This window comes from Edaphobacter sp. 4G125, assembly GCF_014274685.1.
In the GTDB taxonomy this organism is placed as follows: Bacteria; Acidobacteriota; Terriglobia; order Terriglobales; family Acidobacteriaceae; genus Edaphobacter.
Map to the genome: position 1 here is coordinate 2,478,502 of NZ_CP060393.1, position 18,802 is coordinate 2,497,303.

15 protein-coding genes and 2 tRNA genes are annotated in these 18,802 nt (G+C 52.9%); 9 read left to right on the top strand and 8 right to left on the bottom strand.

The annotated features are described in order from the left end of the window. Positions 1–19 precede the first annotated feature (19 nt). Positions 20–781 (top strand): peptidoglycan-associated lipoprotein Pal, encoded by a 762-nt coding sequence (gene pal, locus H7846_RS10430; protein WP_186691929.1) that lies wholly within the window; start codon positions 20–22, stop codon positions 779–781. 110 nt (positions 782–891) lie between these two features. Beyond that, positions 892–1,869 carry a tetratricopeptide repeat protein gene (locus tag H7846_RS10435; protein ID WP_186691931.1) on the top strand — a complete coding sequence of 326 codons (978 nt, stop codon included), beginning with the start codon at positions 892–894 and terminating at the stop codon, positions 1,867–1,869. A gap of 523 nt (positions 1,870–2,392) precedes the next feature. Here the strand turns inward: H7846_RS10435 and H7846_RS10440 are convergent. The 3 genes from H7846_RS10440 to H7846_RS10450 form a co-directional block, all read right to left on the bottom strand. Then, positions 2,393–2,469 (bottom strand) — tRNA-Met (locus H7846_RS10440). Between the two features lie 53 nt (positions 2,470–2,522). Then, positions 2,523–4,526: an arginine--tRNA ligase gene (locus H7846_RS10445; RefSeq protein ID WP_186691933.1), complete on the bottom strand. Its 2,004-nt coding sequence runs from the start codon at positions 4,524–4,526 to the stop codon at positions 2,523–2,525. A gap of 90 nt (positions 4,527–4,616) precedes the next feature. Further along, positions 4,617–5,621, bottom strand: a complete 1,005-nt coding sequence (locus H7846_RS10450; RefSeq protein WP_186691935.1) for a lysylphosphatidylglycerol synthase transmembrane domain-containing protein — start codon at positions 5,619–5,621, stop codon at positions 4,617–4,619. Positions 5,622–5,845: 224 nt separating this feature from the next. Between H7846_RS10450 and H7846_RS10455 the strand changes: the two genes are divergently transcribed. Continuing rightward, the gene (locus tag H7846_RS10455; RefSeq protein ID WP_186691937.1) at positions 5,846–7,510 is read left to right on the top strand and encodes a hypothetical protein; all 1,665 of its coding nucleotides are present in this window, start codon (positions 5,846–5,848) and stop codon (positions 7,508–7,510) included. Positions 7,511–7,571: 61 nt separating this feature from the next. After that, positions 7,572–7,647 (top strand) — tRNA-Lys (locus tag H7846_RS10460). 200 nt (positions 7,648–7,847) lie between these two features. Here the strand turns inward: H7846_RS10460 and gdhA are convergent. The 4 genes from gdhA to H7846_RS10480 all read right to left on the bottom strand — a co-directional run bounded on the left by gdhA (position 7,848) and on the right by H7846_RS10480 (position 13,016). Further along, a complete protein-coding gene (gene gdhA, locus H7846_RS10465) occupies positions 7,848–9,203 on the bottom strand; it encodes an NADP-specific glutamate dehydrogenase (RefSeq protein ID WP_186691938.1) in 1,356 nt (451 codons plus the stop codon). 187 nt (positions 9,204–9,390) lie between these two features. Then, on the bottom strand, positions 9,391–10,362 hold the full coding sequence (gene rfaD / locus H7846_RS10470) for an ADP-glyceromanno-heptose 6-epimerase (RefSeq protein ID WP_186691940.1): 972 nt from the start codon (positions 10,360–10,362) through the stop codon (positions 9,391–9,393). Beyond that, positions 10,359–11,840 (bottom strand): bifunctional D-glycero-beta-D-manno-heptose-7-phosphate kinase/D-glycero-beta-D-manno-heptose 1-phosphate adenylyltransferase HldE, encoded by a 1,482-nt coding sequence (hldE, locus tag H7846_RS10475; RefSeq protein ID WP_186691942.1) that lies wholly within the window; start codon positions 11,838–11,840, stop codon positions 10,359–10,361. Before hldE ends, rfaD begins: the two co-directional genes overlap by 4 nt. Before the next feature lie 81 nt (positions 11,841–11,921). Then, positions 11,922–13,016 carry a glycosyltransferase family 9 protein gene (locus H7846_RS10480; protein WP_186691944.1) on the bottom strand — a complete coding sequence of 365 codons (1,095 nt, stop codon included), beginning with the start codon at positions 13,014–13,016 and terminating at the stop codon, positions 11,922–11,924. A gap of 92 nt (positions 13,017–13,108) precedes the next feature. Between H7846_RS10480 and H7846_RS10485 the strand changes: the two genes are divergently transcribed. From H7846_RS10485 to H7846_RS10500, 4 genes are all read left to right on the top strand, one after another. Continuing rightward, on the top strand, positions 13,109–13,729 hold the full coding sequence (locus H7846_RS10485) for a DUF4254 domain-containing protein (protein ID WP_186691946.1): 621 nt from the start codon (positions 13,109–13,111) through the stop codon (positions 13,727–13,729). A gap of 134 nt (positions 13,730–13,863) precedes the next feature. Beyond that, entirely contained in the window at positions 13,864–14,424 is a 561-nt protein-coding gene (locus H7846_RS10490) for a TPR end-of-group domain-containing protein (protein WP_186691947.1), read from the top strand. A gap of 92 nt (positions 14,425–14,516) precedes the next feature. Beyond that, complete coding sequence (locus H7846_RS10495; RefSeq protein ID WP_186691949.1) at positions 14,517–15,590, top strand: gluconeogenesis factor YvcK family protein; 1,074 nt, start codon at positions 14,517–14,519, stop codon at positions 15,588–15,590. A gap of 2 nt (positions 15,591–15,592) precedes the next feature. Continuing rightward, positions 15,593–16,171 (top strand): GNAT family N-acetyltransferase, encoded by a 579-nt coding sequence (locus H7846_RS10500; protein ID WP_186691951.1) that lies wholly within the window; start codon positions 15,593–15,595, stop codon positions 16,169–16,171. Here H7846_RS10500 and rlmN read toward each other — a convergent pair. Beyond that, positions 16,098–17,366: a 23S rRNA (adenine(2503)-C(2))-methyltransferase RlmN gene (rlmN, locus tag H7846_RS10505; RefSeq protein ID WP_255460984.1), complete on the bottom strand. Its 1,269-nt coding sequence runs from the start codon at positions 17,364–17,366 to the stop codon at positions 16,098–16,100. The two genes, H7846_RS10500 and rlmN, sit on opposite strands and share 74 nt — an antisense overlap. Positions 17,367–17,443: 77 nt before the next feature. On the opposite strand from rlmN, the gene H7846_RS10510 reads away from it, so the two are divergent. Further along, positions 17,444–18,766, top strand: a complete 1,323-nt coding sequence (locus H7846_RS10510; protein ID WP_186691953.1) for a M16 family metallopeptidase — start codon at positions 17,444–17,446, stop codon at positions 18,764–18,766. The last annotated feature ends 36 nt before the right edge of the window (positions 18,767–18,802 follow it).

The following is an 18,802-nucleotide window of genomic DNA, read 5'->3' on the forward strand; positions in this document are numbered from 1 at the left end:
AAGAGCAGGAGAAATCTTCATGAACGTATCATTCGCCCATTCTCGAAAAGCCCTGGTTATAGCAGCGGTCGTTGTCGCTTTAGGCGCAGTGACTGGATGCCACAAGAAAGAAAAACCGGTCAACCCAGCTTCACTGGGACCCATGCCGAGCTCTGCACCCGCTCCAACCGCCACCCTGACTGCTGATCCGGAAGCGATCGATGTGGGTCAGTCGGTTGTGCTGAATTGGCGGACACAAAACGCGACCTCCGTAACCATCGATGGCATTGGCGAAGTTCCTGTGAACGGTACCCAGACGGTGACGCCTTCCAGCTCTACCAACTTCCATCTCACGGCAAAGGGCGATGGAGGTACGACCGAGGCGAATGTTCGCGTTACGGTTCGGGTTCCGCAGGCTCCCTCGGCTAATTCAGGAGAAGGCGATATGGGATCTGAAGCTGCCTTTCACCAGAATGTGAAGGACATCTTCTTTGATTACGACAGCTACGATGTTCGTCCGGATGCGCAAGCCTCAATTCCAGCGGCTGCGTCTTATCTGAACGCGCACCCAGCCATCAAGGTCGTGATCGGCGGTTACTGCGACGAGCGTGGTTCGGCTGAGTACAACCTCGCGCTCGGTGAAAATCGCGCAAACTCTGCCAAGACTGCGTTGGTCAATGCTGGCGTCTCCGGATCGCGTATCCGCGTCATCAGCTATGGCAAGGAAAAGCAGTTCTGCACAGAGCAAAATGAGAGCTGCTGGCAGCAGAATCGTCGTGCTCAGTTCTCGCTTGATCGCTAAACATAAAGCTACCCGGCAATTTCAATGGCCCTCGCGCAGCATTCAGGCTACGCGAGGGCTAAACTATAAATATCCCTCACACAATGAGGAGGTATAAGGCAGAAGCCGTCATGAATATCTCTAATTTCATTTCCCGACATTCCACTTCCCTGGCTTGCACGGTCTTTGCGGTATCGCTTCTCGTTCCATCCTCTCCTGCATTTGCCGTAAGCAAGGAGATCGTGCAGCTTCAAACCCAGGTTCAACAGTTGCAGGACGCCGTTGCACGCCTGCAGCAATCGAATGACGAACGCATGGGCGTCATGAAGGACCTGGTCCAACAAAGCGCCGATGCAGTCAATCGCATGTCGCAAAATATCGATACACTTCAGAAACAGCTTCAGGTTCGTCAGGATAACCAAGGAAGTAAGATCGACCAGGTCTCCGGCCAGATCCAATCCCTCAACGACTCCCTGGATGAGGTAAAGGCTCGTCTTGGCCGCCTGGAGAAACTGGCACAGGATATCCAGAGCCAGCAACAATCGATCAATGCAAATATGCCGCCGGCTGGCGCTCCCATGGATAATTCAGTTCCGCCTGCTGCAAATACTCCTCCTCCTGTTGCCGCTCCTACACGGAAGGGCAAACCGTCAGCAGGAACACCAATGTCGGAGGTCACTCCGCCTCCGACTACTCCGGCGGCGCCTGCAGCTCCGCCAGTCGACGATCTCTACAAGACTGCTCTTGGAGATTACATGGGGGCGAAGTATCAGCTCGCCTCCTCTGAATTCTCAGACGTTGTGAAGTTCTACCCTGATCATCCCTTAGCGGGAAATGCTTCATTTTATCGGGGCGAGATCGCCTACCGCGCCAATCACTATCAAGATGCCATCAAAGAGTATGACCGGGTGATCGAACAGTATGCAGATAGCAACAAGGTTCCGGTTGCACATCTTCATAAAGGCCAAGCCCTCTTGGCGCTCAAACAAAATGAAGCTGGCGTCCGCGAGCTTCGCGCTTTGATCCAGCGTTTTCCTAACTCTCCTGAAGCCATGCAGGCTCGTAGCAAGTTGAATGGCATGGGCGTAACGATCTCTCCTCGCCGTTAGTTTCCCTTCCCTCCTTCCTCCCGAAATGATCTAAAAGAAAGGCGCTGATGTTTCCAAGAGAAACATTGTGAAAGGCTGCTTGCCCGTTACAAGACCACTAGAGCTCAGGCACAGCGGTTATATTTCGCAACAGAATCCTTCGATAGATCAGAGCACAAGGGGGATATGCTACAAAGAACTTCACCGGTAGCTCTGGATTGTGTCACTTTTCGAAAAGATCTCCACCCGTTACGCAATCGAAAAGGCATAAAGAAACATCATTGCTACCGTTAGGCACTCTGACGCGTTGCTTCTGAATCTCAAAGCTCGGAAGACTGAACTGCGCGAGTTAAAGAAGAGAGCCGCGAGTTGACACCTGCTGAAATCCGATCCAGGTTTTGGCTGCTATTCAGCGGTCTCCCCAAAGCACCTGCCGTCGAGAACAAAGCAAGCCTGCACGTTAACTCAATCCGCCGGATGCCTCAAACGGATAACTCATATTTTCTTAAGGGAATGGCCTGTCCAGTGATCAGGGGCCTGTGATTGGTTGCGGGGGTAGGATTTGAACCTACGACCTTTGGGTTATGAGCCCAACGAGCTACCGGGCTGCTCCACCCCGCTTAATCAATATAACTCTCGTATCCAATGAGGTCAACCTAAACTGGCTACATACGTTACATGCGCTCAGGAGCTTCAATCCCTAAGAACCCTAACGCGCGGATCATCTCGCGTTGTGCAACTGCCGCGGTCGCCAGATAGAGTGCTCGGCGATCTGGATCTGTTTCATTCAGGATGTGATGGCGGTGGTAAAAGTTATTGAACTGCTGTGCTAGTTGGAAGGCATAGCGAGCCAGATAAGCAGGCTCTGAAGTTGAGAGACACTGCTCAATGACGCTGGATAGTTTCGCAGCCAGCAGCCATGTTTCCCAGATCGAATTCCCTTCTTCCCCTTCCAGAAACGGCTTGGCATTGAATTGCTGAAACCCAGCGATTGTGGCCTCGGGGTTTGTGTTTGCCTTGCGAAAGATATTCGCAGCCCGAACGATGGCGTACTGAATATATGGGCCGGTCTCTCCTTCGAAGCTAAGTGCATCTTTGAAGTCGAATGCGATCACCGTATTTCGGGTATAACGCAACATAAAATAACGCAAAGCGCCAACCGCAATCTGGCGCGCGATCGTCGCCCTCTCGGCATCGGAGAGATCTGGATGACGGGCATCGACCTCTGTCTGTGCTGCACTTATTAATTGGTCGAGGAGATCGTCCGCTTTAACTCCAAACCCCTTCCGCCCGCTGACTTCGATGTACGCTCTCTTCTGGTCCTCTTCACTGACGGCATATCCCAAATCAAGCGCGCATCGTGGAGTAAGCGCAACCATCTCGTAAGAAAAATGGGTATAGCGATCTGCCTCCTTGGTAAAGCCCATGCCGCGCAGGGCCTGAACAACCTGCGTTTGAGGATCATTCTGGCGAGAATCGATTACGTTGTAAATTGCATCTGCATGCCCGAATATGGGGTGACCTGCGTCGCTTGGACCATCGGTCGAGATCCAACAGGTATGTGAGGGATACTCCAAAAATTTTCGATAGCCAAAATCTTTTCCGGGTAGAAGGCCAAACTTCCAGAGATGGTACGCAATGTCCTTGCCAACATAGGTAACTGTGCCATTAGATCGAACGATGACTTTAGCATCCTCATTTGGGCCTTCTTCTCCCTCGACCTCCTCCGTTCCGGCACGGCGCATGACCCAGCACCCCTTGTTCTTCCCTTCCGTCTCGAGATAAAGAACACCTTTTTCAATCATCAATTGCCGAGCAGCATCCCAGAAATGAAGATGCAAAATCTCGCTTTCCCGTGGAAGGAAGTCATATTCGATCGACAACCTTTGCATCGTCTCAAGATGTCGTCGCAAGACTGCTGTGGCGATCAGATCAGCGACAGCGGCTGTCTCATTTCCTCCATGCTCGATGGCATGGAGTGTCTCGAGGCGTATTTGTTTGCGGGCGGCAGCCTGGTCCGGATCAGCCGAGTACCATTGCGAAACGCTGGCATAGAGATCCCAGCAGTAATAATCAATGCGCTCGCCTTTTGCGTCTAAATCTGACAGAAGCCGCTTCGTAGAAGCAAGATCGCGCCCTTCCAGGTGCGTCAGACCGACAACAACATCAGCGACCTGTACTCCCGTATTGTCGATGTAATTTTGTACACCGACGTCGTAGCCACTCTTATAGTCGTCTTTCCGAAGTAAACGCTGGAAAGTATCTCCAAGGATCGCATTGCGAAGGTGACCGATATGAGCGGCCTTATTCGGATTGATACTGGTGTGCTCAATGAGCCTAAAACCTGGGCCTCCAATATCGGAGTGCTGATCGCTGGCAATATCGTGCGCAACCGCTTCCCTGTCGAAACGTACGTTGATATATCCAGCTCCGGCAACTTCGACCGAAGCTACGCCTGTGGGAAGTGAAGAAGACAATTCTGCTGCAAGTTCCGTGGCAATCGCTCGCGGCGCTTTGCGAAGCTGCTTGGCCAGCTCAAAAGCCACCGGAAGTGCTAACTCTCCCATCGAAATGGAGGGTGGCTGCTCAACAGCAAGATGCGAAAAGGTAAGCTGATATCTTTCAGCAAGAATAGCCTGAATACGCGCCAGCAAAGACTGTTGAACTTTACGATACATATTTAATTCACCGAGGGATTTGGCTTTGCTTCAGTTTACGCGACTATGGAAAAACGGCGCGATGTGGTTCTAGCTGAAAGCAAAATGGAATTACGGTAACTCTGTGGGAAGAGTCTCGATCTCGTTGAGTAAGGGCGTATGGTTATGCATACGTATCCTGTGGATGAGGAAAATCAGGCCTCCAGCACCTGTTACCGAGATCAGCATCCAGGCATGTATTGCCAAACCAAAAACTGCAGATACCCCTTGCGGAGCGCCATGGCTGACCAAAGAACTCTTAACAGCCCACTCAAAGGGGCCAATCGCTCCCGGTGAACTGGGCAACATATACGAGAGGTTGGCGAAGGAAACCGCCTCCCATGGCCCGAGCGGGGATATTTTAAGTCCGATAAGGTTTATCGCCGAAACAAAGATCATTCCTTCGCAAAACCATATGATGCCACTCTGAACAAGAAGAACGATATTGCCCGCAATACCCATCTGACGGAGCATGCTGATCGCCAGGAGCAGCCAATGCTCCACCTTGTGGACCAGCTTATTCTCAGGAAATGCGGCAAAGAATTTGCGGACTGGCGCTTCAAGTTTCCCAGCCCCGAACATAAGAATAAGCAGCCCCAATGTCGAAACCAGTAGAGCAACATCTGCACCGCGGCGAATCTTTACGGGCAGATCCCCTCCCATCGTGCCAACAAAAATAAGCCCCACAACAAATACATCTAGCAACTTTTCCAAAATTACAGTGCTAAATATGGCAGAGGGGGCCGCTCCGAGATCCGACGCATAGGTAAATATCCGCATGATATCCCCGATGCGCAACGGCATGATGTTATTGGCAGCAAGCGAAGTCATCAGAACCCGTGCGCAAGTGGAAAAACGAGCTCCTGTAGAGCGCATCATGCGGGTCCAGCGTACGCAGCGCAGCGTGTAACCTGCCAGCGTAAAGCCAATAACGCCCAGAACCCAGAGAGGATGAACAAAGCTCAGAGAGCGGAACTCCGAAGGATGAACGTGGCGAAACGTATACCAAAGGAAAAACGCACTGACAAGAAAGCCCGGAACCGTTTTGATGAATTTGCGAGAATGCGTCTGGGTCATCGGGGCCTACAGAAAAATACGCCTTCTAAAAGGAAGATAGAGCGCAACATACAGTTTATTTATTGTAAACGCCGCCTTTTTCACAATAGATGTAGACAAAATGGGCCAGTAACACGTCTTAGTCTTCAGTGCGTTCTTTGAATATCCTGCAGATTGAACCAATGGACAGTGATTCACTAGAGGATTCAGACTGATTTTCTTATCGATCAGGAGCATTCGAGAATTTGGCCACCACAGTCGTTTCCTTTTTAAAACACGATCTGAACCAAGTTGGCACTCATGCTGAACCATCGCGACAAAGGCTGGAACGCCGTTATGTCATCTGGTTTATAACCGCGCTAACCGCGCTCGCCTTTTTCATTCACGGTTACCACCCTTTTGCAGAAGATGGCGGCTTATATCTAACCGGCGTAAAGAAATCTTTGACGCCGGACATGTATCCTCACGAAACGGGATTTGTGCTCGGCCATCTTCGTTTTTCTGTTTTTGGGCCAACACTTGCCTCGCTGGTTCGGTTTACCGGAATCAAACTTGAAGTCATTGTTCTACTGGCCTATCTCGCGAGTATCTGGACCATGCTTTGGGCCGCCTGGCTCCTGGCCGATCGCTGTTTTCAGGGCTGGCAGCGAGTAGGTGCAGTCACCCTGTTCGCAACATGGTTAACTCTTCCCGTCGCCGGAACTTCCTTGATGGTGATGGATCCTTATGTAACAGCTCGAAGCATATCCACACCCTGCGTACTTCTGGCAATCGTCTTCGCTCTGGATCTGTTTATGCAGCGAAGTGAAGACGGCGAGCACAACATCCGCCCATTGCTCGCAATGGGAGCAACGTTACTGCTCGCTGCAATCATGCATCCTCTCATGGCCATATATGGCTTCGGCTGCATCCTTGCTTTAGGATCATCGTTATCGCGCAGAAAAAGCATCTGGTTTCTTGCCACAGTAACTTTCTGCGTAGCGGCAGTGGCGGCAGCGGCTCTTCTCAGTAGAGTTATGCAGCCGGAAACTGCAAATTACCGACTGGTAGCGATGACCCGCTATTACTGGTTTCTGAACCAGTGGCATTGGTATGAGTGGCTTGGATTAGCAGGGCCTTTAGCAATTCTGGCCTTCGCCGGTTTCAAATCGAAAAAACTCAATGAGACGGCACAAACTCTTGCGCGGATGTGCGTAACTGCTGGCCTGGCAGCAATCCTGGTCGCACTTATTTTCGCTCGACCAGATTCACCATCTTTGTTGATTGCCAGACTGCAACCTCTCCGCATCTTCCAGACCCTTTATATCGTAATGACCTTGTACGTCGGCGCATGGCTATCTACTTATCTTCGGCAAAAAAGAACCCTCTGGATAGCAGCGTTTTCCTTATTCGCATCGATCATGTTTTTTGTCCAACGTCAAACTTTTCCTGCTTCTGCCCACATCGAGCTTTTCCAGGGGCAGCAACAAAATGGATGGGCTCAGGCATTCACATGGATACGCAGCAATACTCCCAAAGACGCCTTATTCGCCTTGGATGCGGACTATATAACCAAACCGGGTGAAGATGCACAATCCTTCCGAGCTATTGCCGAGAGAAGCGCGCTGCCGGACTATTCAAAAGATGGTGGCGAAGCTTCAATCACCCCATCTCTGGCAGACCAATGGACGGTCGGCCAGAAACTTCAGGAACGATTGAGCGAGCAAAATGACGCAGAAAAAATCTCCGAATTGAGTCCAATGGGGGTGCAATGGGTGGTCCTTACCAAAGGTGCATCAACTGGGCTGACGTGTCCTTATATCAATTCAGCAGTAAAAGTATGCCAATTGCAGGCAGAAAAATCTTCGAAGGCTGCAAACATCATCTCGAACAAGCAGGCCCCGCGACTCTCATCAACTCAGTCTCGTTGAGAGCAACAAGGCATCTCACAGTCGGTATTTGCACCGTCAAATGTGCTAACTTTAATAAGGAGAGAGCGTAGCTCAGTTGGTAGAGCATCGCCCTTTTAAGGCGTTGGTCCTGGGTTCGAGCCCCAGCGCTCTCACCAAAATAACCCCACAATAAATTTATAGGTCCTGGCAAAAACGAGGTCCTCGGTGGCAAGAACAAGCACTGCAGCCCAATGCTTGCAGGGCTCGTAGTAAACATCGCAGTGGCGTTCCGCCGATGCCTACTGAGCTATCACGACGCCGGGACCGGCAAAGAAGGCTCTCGCCTACACCGCCGGTCCTTGATCGGAAGCCGTGATTAGATCACACCCAGCATTTGCATCGCCTCGGCCACACGGACGAAACCCGCGATGTTAGCACCCAGGACGTAATTGCCTGGAGCACCATATTCCTCAGCGGTAGCAGCGCAGGTGTCATGGATATTTCGCATAATCGCGGCAAGCCGCTCTTCTGTCTGCTCGAAGGTCCAGCTGTCGCGGCTGGCATTCTGCTGCATCTCCAGGGCTGAAGTGGCCACACCGCCCGCATTGGCAGCTTTGCCAGGAGCAAATAACACTCCCGCGTCTTGGAACACCTGGATGGCTTCTGGGGTCGAGGGCATATTGGCGCCTTCTCCAACAGCAATCACACGGTTCTTCACCAATGTGCCTGCATCCTTGCCTGACAACTCATTCTGCGTGGCCGAAGGCATGGCGACATCGCAAGGCACATCCCAAACCGACCCCTTGTCGGCAGAGATAAAGTGCACTCCCGCGCCCTTTACCGTTGCATATTCTGAGATGCGCTCACGCCGCACATCCTTGATCTCCTTCAACAGCGCGAGGTCGATACCACCCTCATCCACGACATAACCGCTGGAGTCGGAGCAGGCAACGACTTTCCCGCCAAAGGCCTGAACCTTTTCAATCGTATAGATCGCTACATTGCCCGATCCCGAGACAACGACCTTCTTACCCTCAAAATCGGTTCCCTTGGTCTGCAACATGGCCTGTACAAAGTAAGTATTGCCATAGCCTGTCGCTTCAGTGCGCGCGCGTGATCCGCCATAGGCCAGTGCCTTCCCTGTGATAACACCCGCCTCGTAGCGGTTGGTCAGGCGCTTGTATTGCCCAAACATATATCCGATCTCGCGTCCACCCACGCCAATATCACCGGCTGGAACGTCAGTGTATTCTCCGAGGTGGCGGTGCAGTTCAGTCATCAGCGACTGGCAGAAACGCATGATCTCGCCGTCTGACTTACCCTTTGGGTCGAAATCTGATCCTCCCTTGCCACCGCCGATGGGCATTCCGGTCAGTGCGTTTTTGAAGGTCTGTTCGAAACCAAGAAATTTAATAATGCCGACATTCACCGAGGGATGAAAGCGCATCCCACCTTTATAAGGGCCGAGTGCCGAATTGAACTGTACACGAAATCCGCGATTGATCTGCACCTTGCCGGAATCATCCACCCAGGGAACGCGGAAGATGACCTGACGTTCTGGCTCGCAAATCCTCTCGATCAGTGCCTGGTCAAGAAAATGCGGGTGCTTGGCGACGACGCGGCCTAGACTCTCAAGAACTTCGTGCACCGCCTGATGGAATTCTGGCTCGCCGCAATTGCGGCGAGTGACCTCGGAGAAGATGGGTTGAAGCTTTTCGTCAATACAATTCATCAAAAAATACCCCATTGTTCGTTTGTTTAAAACATTACATCTATCTTCAATTTTCGCTACACGAATACCAAGGAAAGCTGCAAAACGCATCTTTCGCAGGACGCAGAATTGGCTAATTTTTCCGTTTTAAAGTGTCAATCCTTGGATTTAATTCTTGCCATCGCATTTCCCTATTACTCTCTGGGCATTACTTGGGAAATGTCTTTTTTACCCCATCTTCCAGAGAGGTAAAGGGCTCAGCATAGCCCGCCTTCCGCAGCCCTTGAACGTCTGCCTGCGTGAAGTGTTGATACCGATTTTTGAGATCTCCAGGAAATGGAATGTATTCGATCTTTCCCGGACCATGAACGCTCATTAAGGCTTCAGCAACGGCCTTGAACGTGCGCGCCTCTCCAGTCCCAGCATTCACAATCGCCCGTACATCCTGAGGGCCCTTCTGATCAGCCAGCAATCCTGCAAAAAACATATTGATCCGGGCCAGATCGCCAACGTAGACAAAATCGCGACGCTGCTCTCCATTTCCATACCCACCCGATCCTTCAAACATCCGAATAACGTCAGTCTCCTTGAGCTGCTTCGTGAAGTGATGCATCACGCTCGCCATGCGGCCCTTGTGCTGCTCTCGTTGGCCATAAACGTTGAAATAGCGCAGACCGACTACAGTGCTCTTAATTTCAGGCATGAGGCGCCGGACGTAATTATCGAAGACCAGCTTCGAATAACCATAGACATTCAAGGGACGCTCGTTCTCTGGGATCTCCGTAAAGTCTGTACTGGCGCCATAGACTGCCGCCGTAGAGGCATAAACAAACGGAATTCCATGCTCCAGAGCAAAGTGAAGAAGCTCCTTGGAGTAGGTAAAGTTGTTGTCCATCATGTAGCGACCATCATCTTCAAGCGTGTTCGAACAGGCTCCTTGATGCAGGATCGCCTGAACCTTCGTACCATCGATCAAGCCATTCTTTACGGCGTCTCGAAACTCCTTCTTATCCATGTAGTCAGAAAACTCTGCGCCGTGAAGGTTAAGAAATTTGGGACCGCTTAGATTTGGCGCAGGGGCAAGATTGTCGACCACCAGAATGTCGCTGTGACCCGCCTGGTTTAGCTCTTGGACAAGGTTGCTTCCAATGAATCCGGCCCCGCCGGTGACAATGATCACTTTTCCTTCTCCTGTAGTGCGACCAGTTTTTGAACGATCTTTGTGGTCGAAAATCCCTCGACTGTAGGCACAATCTCCACTCGTCCTCCAGCCTCAATCACTTCCTTGTGGCCAACAACGGTTTCGATAGTGTAGTCGCCGCCTTTGACCAGCACATTGGGGCGAATATCCCGAATCAGTTCGAGAGGAGTATCTTCATCGAACAAGACCACCGCGTCCACGGCTGCAAGCGCAGCCATAACGCCGGCCCTCTCCTTCTCTCCAACAATCGGACGAGTCGGCCCTTTCAATCGGCATACGGACGCGTCTGTGTTAAGACCGAGAACCAGCTTGCTCCCGAAACGACGGCAATCCTCCAGCAACGTAATATGCCCAATATGAACAAGGTCAAAGCAGCCGTTGGTGAAAACGATCGTCTCCCCCGAGGCTCGCCATTCCGCTATGCGCTTTAGGATTCGTTCACGATCGAGAATCTTATCGCCCGCACTCAGATTCGTACTTGGAGTCAGAGCGGAGATCAGCTCATGCTGGGCGATCGGTACAGTTCCCATCTTTCCAACAACAATTCCCGCGGCAAGATTGGCAAGGTCCGCAGCTGTTGACGCTTTCAGGCCGGCGGCAAGGCAGGCTGTGAGCGTTGCGATGACAGTATCTCCCGCACCAGAGACATCAAAAACCTCTCGTGCTCGCGCAGGCGAGTGATACCGTTTTTGCGGCCATAAAAGGCTGATTCCCTTCTCGCTCATTGTGACGGTCAAAAACTGAAGGCTGTGCTCCTCCACTTGTTTTTGCCCTGCATCGAGCAATGCATCCGTTTGGTATGCAGGAATTCCAGTTGCAAGCGAGAGCTCTCCAAGATTCGGACAAACGGAGGTTGCTCCGGAGTATTTGCTCAGATCCGGCGTCTTTGGATCTGCCAATACCGGAATTCCCTTCTTCTGAGCTGCTCGAATCACAGCTTCGCAAAGCTGACGCGACAAAGCGCCCTTTGCATAGTCCGACAGGATGACAGCATGAACCTTGTCCACTAGCGAAACCGACCGCTCGATCAGCCGATCCATTTCTGCAACGGGCGTTACATCACGACTCTCAATATCGAGTCGCAAAAGCTGTTGCATCCTTCCAACAATGCGCGTCTTGGAAATCGTAGGAAGCGATCCAGTAACAACGCCGACAGTATCCACGCCGGCTCGCTCCAGAATCGTTTGCAACTCATTTTGTTCTGTATCGGCTCCCCAAAACCCTGCAAGAACGGCCTGGCAGCCTAGTCCTGCCAGGTTCATGGCGACATTGGCCGCTCCTCCAGCACGTTCATATCGTTGGGCATGACGAATCACCGGAACAGGCGCTTCCGGAGAGATACGTTCCACTTCACCGTGGATGTAACGATCCAGCATGATGTCCCCAATTACGAGGACCTTGATCTGCGAAAATCCACCTTCGAGGAGGTTCAAAATAGAATGAAGTTCCGGCAACATGCAGTAAGCGTGAGCTCCTTCTCTTTATGATCGCATCTTTACGCCAGAAGATGATGAATACAACAATTGAGAGGACGAGGTTCAGTCACCCAGTACGCCCTGTACTTGTTCCAGGACTTCGTCGACCGTAATTGAAGTCAGACAGCGTTTCTTCTCCACGATACAAGTCTCCAGACCGCACCCCCAGCACTCCGTCTTGTGATAAAGCACACGATGATGAGAGCCATAAGGAAACCAGACACGCGGTTTGTTCCGCGCGGCAAAGATCGCAACACACGGTATTTGCACGGCCGCTGCCAGATGCATGGGACCACTATCGTGACCAATAAAAACCCTGGCCCTCCGAAATGCGGCGGCGCTCTCGCGAGGCTTCAGGCGACCGCACAAATTCACAACAGGCCCACCGCCTGCCTGCTCCCACCCCTCCCCAGCGAAATCGCTGGCCTCTGCTTCTTCGGGTGCTCCGCTCAGTGCCAACCCATAATCTGGATAGAGTGCAGCCAATCGAGCCAGAAGAGCACGCCAGTTCTCCCGCCCCCAATCTTTCGATTGAACCTTGGTTCCCACACTCACAGCAATGATAGGTCTGCCTTCTAATGGGCGGAGCGCATCGTCGGCGCGGGCCATTTCCTCTACCGTAAGGTGCAGGTCCCAGGCCGAAGGGTCTTCGAGATTCGCATCCCCTAATTCGACGATATTTCGCGTCAGACGAGAGGCCTCCGGTTCGAACGACTGAGTAGTCTCATCCCATTGACACTTCTGCATCTCTTCGCGAACAGATACGCCGATCATCCTGCGAATGCCGCAGAATCGGAAAAATCGTTCATCTCGTAACGCAGAATCCACTCCGCGAGCCGAACCCAGATAAACCAGAACATCAGGTCGCCAGCGAAGTATGGTCCACCATAAGCGGAAAAGATCGCCAACGCTACGGGTTCCTACCGCATAGCGGATATATCCATGAACCAGCCCTGTATGCTCCAAAATCGCGTGAGCTGGAGGAGCCTTAACATTCACAGGAACGTTCGTAAGCATCCGTCGTTCGGCTTTAGGGAAGACGCGCGCAATCAGATGAAGCGCTGGAAGGGCCACCACCGTATCTCCCAGACTCCCAAGCCTATAAATCAGCACGCGGCGGGCGGAACTCTGTTTTTCGCTCGTCGAAGAGTTGATCATGTCCTGCTTCTAGTCTGCGGGTAGAACTCTTTCCCTGCAAGCGCATCTCCCGGTCAACTGGTAAAGTTTATTGAAACGTTAGCTTTATCTCCATGCTGGATGCTCCCTCCATTACCCGAATACACGATGCCGCAAACCAGGAATGGCATCGTTCCCCCTCCACTCAGGATGAACCCCTTCAAACTCTGGAGCAGATCATCCGTGCACAGCACCAGGCCAATTTCTCTCTGTGGCATGAAGAAGATAAAGCTCGCGATCCCGAAGCCACAGACCCGCAGATTGCCACCGTTAAACGCTCTATCGACCGTTTGAATCAGCGCCGGAATGATCTGATGGAACGCATCGACACCACTCTTCTCGCTCACTTTCATGCTGCATTGACGGATCACCCGAACTCCCGTTTGCACTCTGAAACCCCGGGCATGATGATTGACCGACTCTCCATCCTGTCGCTGAAAATCTTTCATACAGAAGAGGAAACGCAACGCACTACGGCAACCGAAGAACACCGGCAACGAAACCGCGAACGGTTGCAGCTTCTTCAGGAACAACGGAGTGATCTGGCGCGCGCTTTGGATACGCTATTTGAAGACATCACCCACGGGCGAACGCGCTTTAAGCTCTATCGGCAGATGAAGATGTATAACGATCCGGACCTGAATCCCGCAATCTACGGGAAACAATCTGGCAAACTTGCATCAAAGTCAAAATGATCTTCGTCGCAAGACCTGGCAGCGCCAGTTGACCTTCGGGCCGAGTCTGCGTATAAATCCGAAACTGGGATAATACAAAACTGGCCTGTCATCTACAGTGGCTGGCTAAGGAGTGCACCTTCAGGCAAACAACCATGGCACAGACAGCAAAGACCACCACTGCATCCAAACGTTCCCCCCGCACTCTAGCCGGGGCGGTCTCCCCAGCAGATGATCCAGCACGCATCCAGGTTCTCGCAAATTATGAGTCTGCGGTTCGGCTGATGCAGGAAGGTAAGTTCGAAAAGGCCCGGACGGCATTTGAGAAACTGCTTACCGCTGGCGCCGGAGAACTCTCTGACCGAATCCGTATGTACATCAACGCCTCCACCGCCCAGCTTTCACGTTCCAAGGCCAACTTCGAAAACCACGAAGAGCGTTACGACTATGCGGTGTCGTTGCTCAACGATGGTCACTACGAAGATGCCCGCGAGCAGTTCGAGGAGATTCTCAAGCAGAATGCTGAGGCCGACTACGCCCTTTATGGGTTGGCCATCCTTGCATCGGTTACGGGAGATTCTCATACCTGCTTGGAGCACCTGACAGAGGCTATTCGTCGCAATCCTCGGAATCGAATCCAGGCACGCGCCGATTCAGATTTTCAGAATATGGCCGATGATCCACGTTTTACGGAGCTTCTCTACCCAGAAATCTAGTACCGGCCTCTGATCCGCCAATACCTCCTCTTCGGTAAAACTCCTGACGGATTTACCATGATGAAGTGTGCGCAACAGGGAAAGGGGCCTCTATGACTTCGATCTCAGGTGAAACCCTCGAACGTCCGCTTCGCGTCGTCGCAATCGGTGGAGGTACAGGTCTCTCTACACTGTTGCGTGGACTCAAGGAGTACGTTCCGGTCCAGGACCGTCGCAGACGTGCGCGCCCTGAGGCATCGACTGCCCACACCTCCATCGCGCCGAGCTACCCCATTGGCGAATTATCAGCAGTGGTCACCGTAACGGACGACGGAGGCTCTTCGGGGCGTCTGCGTGAAGATCTCAATATCCTCCCTCCCGGAGACATCCGTAACTGCATGGTTGCCCTCTCCGAGGACGAGCATCTGCTGGCACGTCTCTTCAAATATCGTTTCGACCAGGGAGAGCTCGAAGGTCACAGTTTTGGAAATCTCTTTCTCGCCGCTCTCTGCCATGTCACCGGGGACTTCGCCCAGGCTGTTCAAACTTCCTCGCACATCCTCGCAATCCGGGGGCGCATCTTCCCGGCGACCACTGCAAACGTGAGTTTGGCGGCCCAGATGGACGATGGCTCCATGGTGCGCGGTGAAACCAGCATCACCCGCAGCAAAAAAAATATCGCAGAGCTTCGCCTGGAACCTGCCGAAGTCGATCCTGTCCCTGAGACCCTCGAAGCCATCGCGAATGCCGATCTGATCACCTTAGGACCAGGCTCTCTTTACACATCGCTGATTACCAATCTTCTGGTGCGTGGCATCCCCGAAGCGATCGCAGCCTCTCCTGCTACAAAAGTCTTCATCTGCAACCTGATGACGCAGGCCAATGAGTCGTTGGGTCTTACTGCTTCCCAGCATATTCAAAAGATTCTCGATCACTCCGGCGGGAAAAAGCTCTTCGACTACGCCCTCGTGAATACAGCTCCAATCTCCCCTGTAACTCTTGCGAAGTATGCCCGGGAAGGACAGGAGCTGATTGTGAATGATCTGGAACATATCCGTCAGCTTGGAGTCGAGCCCGTCACCGGAAACTTCCTTCACGAAGGCGAGGTACTGCGTCACGACTACGATTCCGTCGCAAAGGCCTTACTTTCGCTCGCGCGGGTAACTGTTTCCGCACAATTGGCGTAACCATGACTCCGATCACGGAAGCTCCAGTGCTGGAAGGCCGATGGGTTCGCCTCGAACCTCTCTCGCAGAAACATCTTCCTGCGCTGGAAAAGGTCGCCTTCGGCGAAAAGATCTGGCGATATATGCTTACCACCGTCCAGAATCGTCAGCAGCTCGAATCATGGCTAGAATCCGCTCTTCAAGAAAGAGCAAACCGCCAGATTCCCTGGGTCACGGTTCTCAAAGAGGAGAACCGCATTGTGGGATCCACTCGGTTTATCGACCTTGATCCGCATCATCGCACCGTCGAAATCGGCCACACCTGGATCTCTCCTCAAGCGCATGGCAGCAGGGTGAACCCGGAAGCCAAGCTCCTGCAACTTCGCTTCGCCTTCGAAGACCTCGGTCTCAACCGCGTCGCCTTCAAAACACACCACGAGAATCTACAATCCCAGGCTGCAATCCGAAAACTCGGAGCTGTGTATGAAGGGACCGATGGCTCGCTGCGTCACAGCGTTTGGTTTTCCATTACCCGGGAGGATTGGCCGCAGGTGCGATCCCGACTAGAGGAGCGGCTTCAGGCAACTCAACCGTCCGTTTAAGCTGCCCGCAGGCAGCATAGATGTCTCTTCCTCGCGGACGGCGGATATACGCTGGCATACCGCCATCGATAAGCATCTTTTGAAACACCGCGACGTCTTCAGGCTTCGGCTGCGTATACGCAATTCCCGGTCCCGGATTCCACACAATCAGGTTGACCTTTGCCTTCATTCCCTTCAACAGGTCCAACACCTCACGAGCATGCTCCGGCTGATCATTGATCCCACCCAGCAAGACATATTCAAACGTCACCCACTCCCGCTTCCCTAAAGGCAACGTATTCACCGCATCCAGAAGCTGATGGATCTTCCATTTGCGCGTAATCGGCATCACCTGCTCTCGCACTTCATCATTGGAAGCATTCAAGCTAAGCGCCAGCTTCGGCCTGATCGGCTCCTGAGCAAATCTGCGGATAGCAGGTTCAATTCCGCTCGTCGAAACCGTCATACGCGACTCCGGAATCCCAATCTGCTTTACCAGCAACTGAACGCTGCGGATGAACTCTTCGTAGTTCAGGAAGGGTTCCCCCATTCCCATAAAAACCAGGTTGATCCGGTCCTTGCCGATCTTCACCCCATGACGATTGAGTACGGCGGCCACCTGTCCGGCAATTTCTCCACCCGTCAGATTGCGTTTGACTCCCAGCTTTGCCGTCAGACAGAACTGACAGTTCACCGCGCAGCCGACCTGGCTGGAGATGCAGATCGTCGCTCTGCGGTAGCCATTCTGCTCCAAGGCCCCAACATTCCGCAGATCGCGCTTCACAGCCGTCTTGAACTCAGAGACGTTTCCTTCCAGGCCCTCCGACTCTTCCTCCTCCAGGGAGGCCTCGCTGCCGTCTCCGCGCTCTCCACCATCACCATCCGGCATCCAGACCGTCTCGACGGTCTCGCCGTCCGCGAGCCGCATCAGGTAGCGCTCCGTACCATCCACCGAACGTGCTGCCTGGACGATCTCCGGCATTCCCACCGTGTATCCGGCCGTCACAAGCTCCTCTCGCAGCGCCGCGGGCAAGGTGGTCATCTCGTCAAATGACGTAACTCTTTGACGGTAAACAGCTTCAGATATCTGGGTCGCCCTATAGACCTTCTGACCAAAGCCTTCCAGCACGGACTTCAGTTCCTCAGGAAACAACCCGAAAAGTGGCCGAGCCTGACCTTTCGCGCCAGGCTCCAAGCCATTTGTTTTGTTCAATATAGTCGACACAATTTCAACCAATCCCCTTGCCTTTCTGTAGTTTACGCCCTTCGGCCCGGCTATGAAACAATAGAAACATGGCAGCAACCACTCTGATCGAAGAGATTCGGATCACTCCCCGAGTCTCCCGCAATATCCGCAAGACGATCCTTCCCAACGGACTGACTGTACTCACCGAAAGCATGCCTCATCTGCGCAGCGTCGCAATGGGCGTCTGGATCGGCTCCGGCTCGCGTGACGAAACCGCTGAGGTCAACGGAGTCTCCCATTTTGTCGAACACATGGTCTTCAAGGGAACGACCACGCGCTCTTCCCGGCAGATCGCCCGCGAAGTCGACACCATTGGCGGAAATCTCGATGCCTTTACTGGCAAAGAAACCATCTGTTTCAACATCAAGGTTCTCGACGAGCATATCGCTCCCGCACTCGACGTCCTCTCCGACCTCGTTCTGCATCCCACCTTCACGCCGGAAGAATTGGACCGCGAAAAAGGCGTCATCCTCGAAGAGATCAAGATCGACGAAGACAACCCGGACTACCTGATCAACGAGCTCTTCACACAGAATTTCTGGAAAGGAGATGCCCTTGGGCGTCCGATCCTGGGAACGAAAAAGACCGTCTCTAGCTTTGATCAGGCCACGCTCTTCAACTTTTATCGCAACAGCTTCACGCCGCGGAATATGGTCTTTTCGGCCGCAGGAAACCTTGAGCACGAGAGCTTTGTCGCAGCCGTAGAGCATCACTTCGGTTCCCTGGCTCCAAGCCCGAGCTATCCCTTCCCCCATCGGGAAGCTCCTGCCTCCAAACCGCACGTCACTCTCAAGCGGAAGAAGGCACTGGAGCAGGTTCAGTTCTGCCTCGGCGTTCCGGCTCCGCAGGTTAATCATCCCGACCGCTATGCGATCTACCTGCTCAACAGCATCCTGGGAGGCGGCATGAGCTCCCGTCTCTTCCAGACGATCCGTGAAGACCGCGGACTGGCCTATTCCATCTTCTCCGAGATGAGCCCCTTCCGAGATACCGGCTCGCTGAGCATCTACGCTGGAGTCGCCATCGACAAAATCCAGCAGACCATCGAGCTTACCCTTCGTGAGCTAACTCGTCTGAAGCAGGAGACAGTCAGCGCATCCGAACTTACTCGCGCAAAGGATCAGTTGAAGAGCAACATGGTCATGGGACTCGAAAGCGGCTCCAGCCGTATGGCGAACCTTGCCCGCCAGCAGATGTATTTTGGGCGCTTCTTTGGCGTCGAAGAGATCACTCGCGAGATCGAAGCCGTAATTCCTGAAGACCTCCAGCGGCTCGCCTGCGAACTCTTCCGTCCAGAGGCCATGGGACTGGCTCTTCTTGGAAATCTCGGCGATGACTTGAAGATCGAGCGCGAAGACCTCGTCTGCTGATAAAGTCTTTCCTGTCAGATAATGATAGAAAAGCAT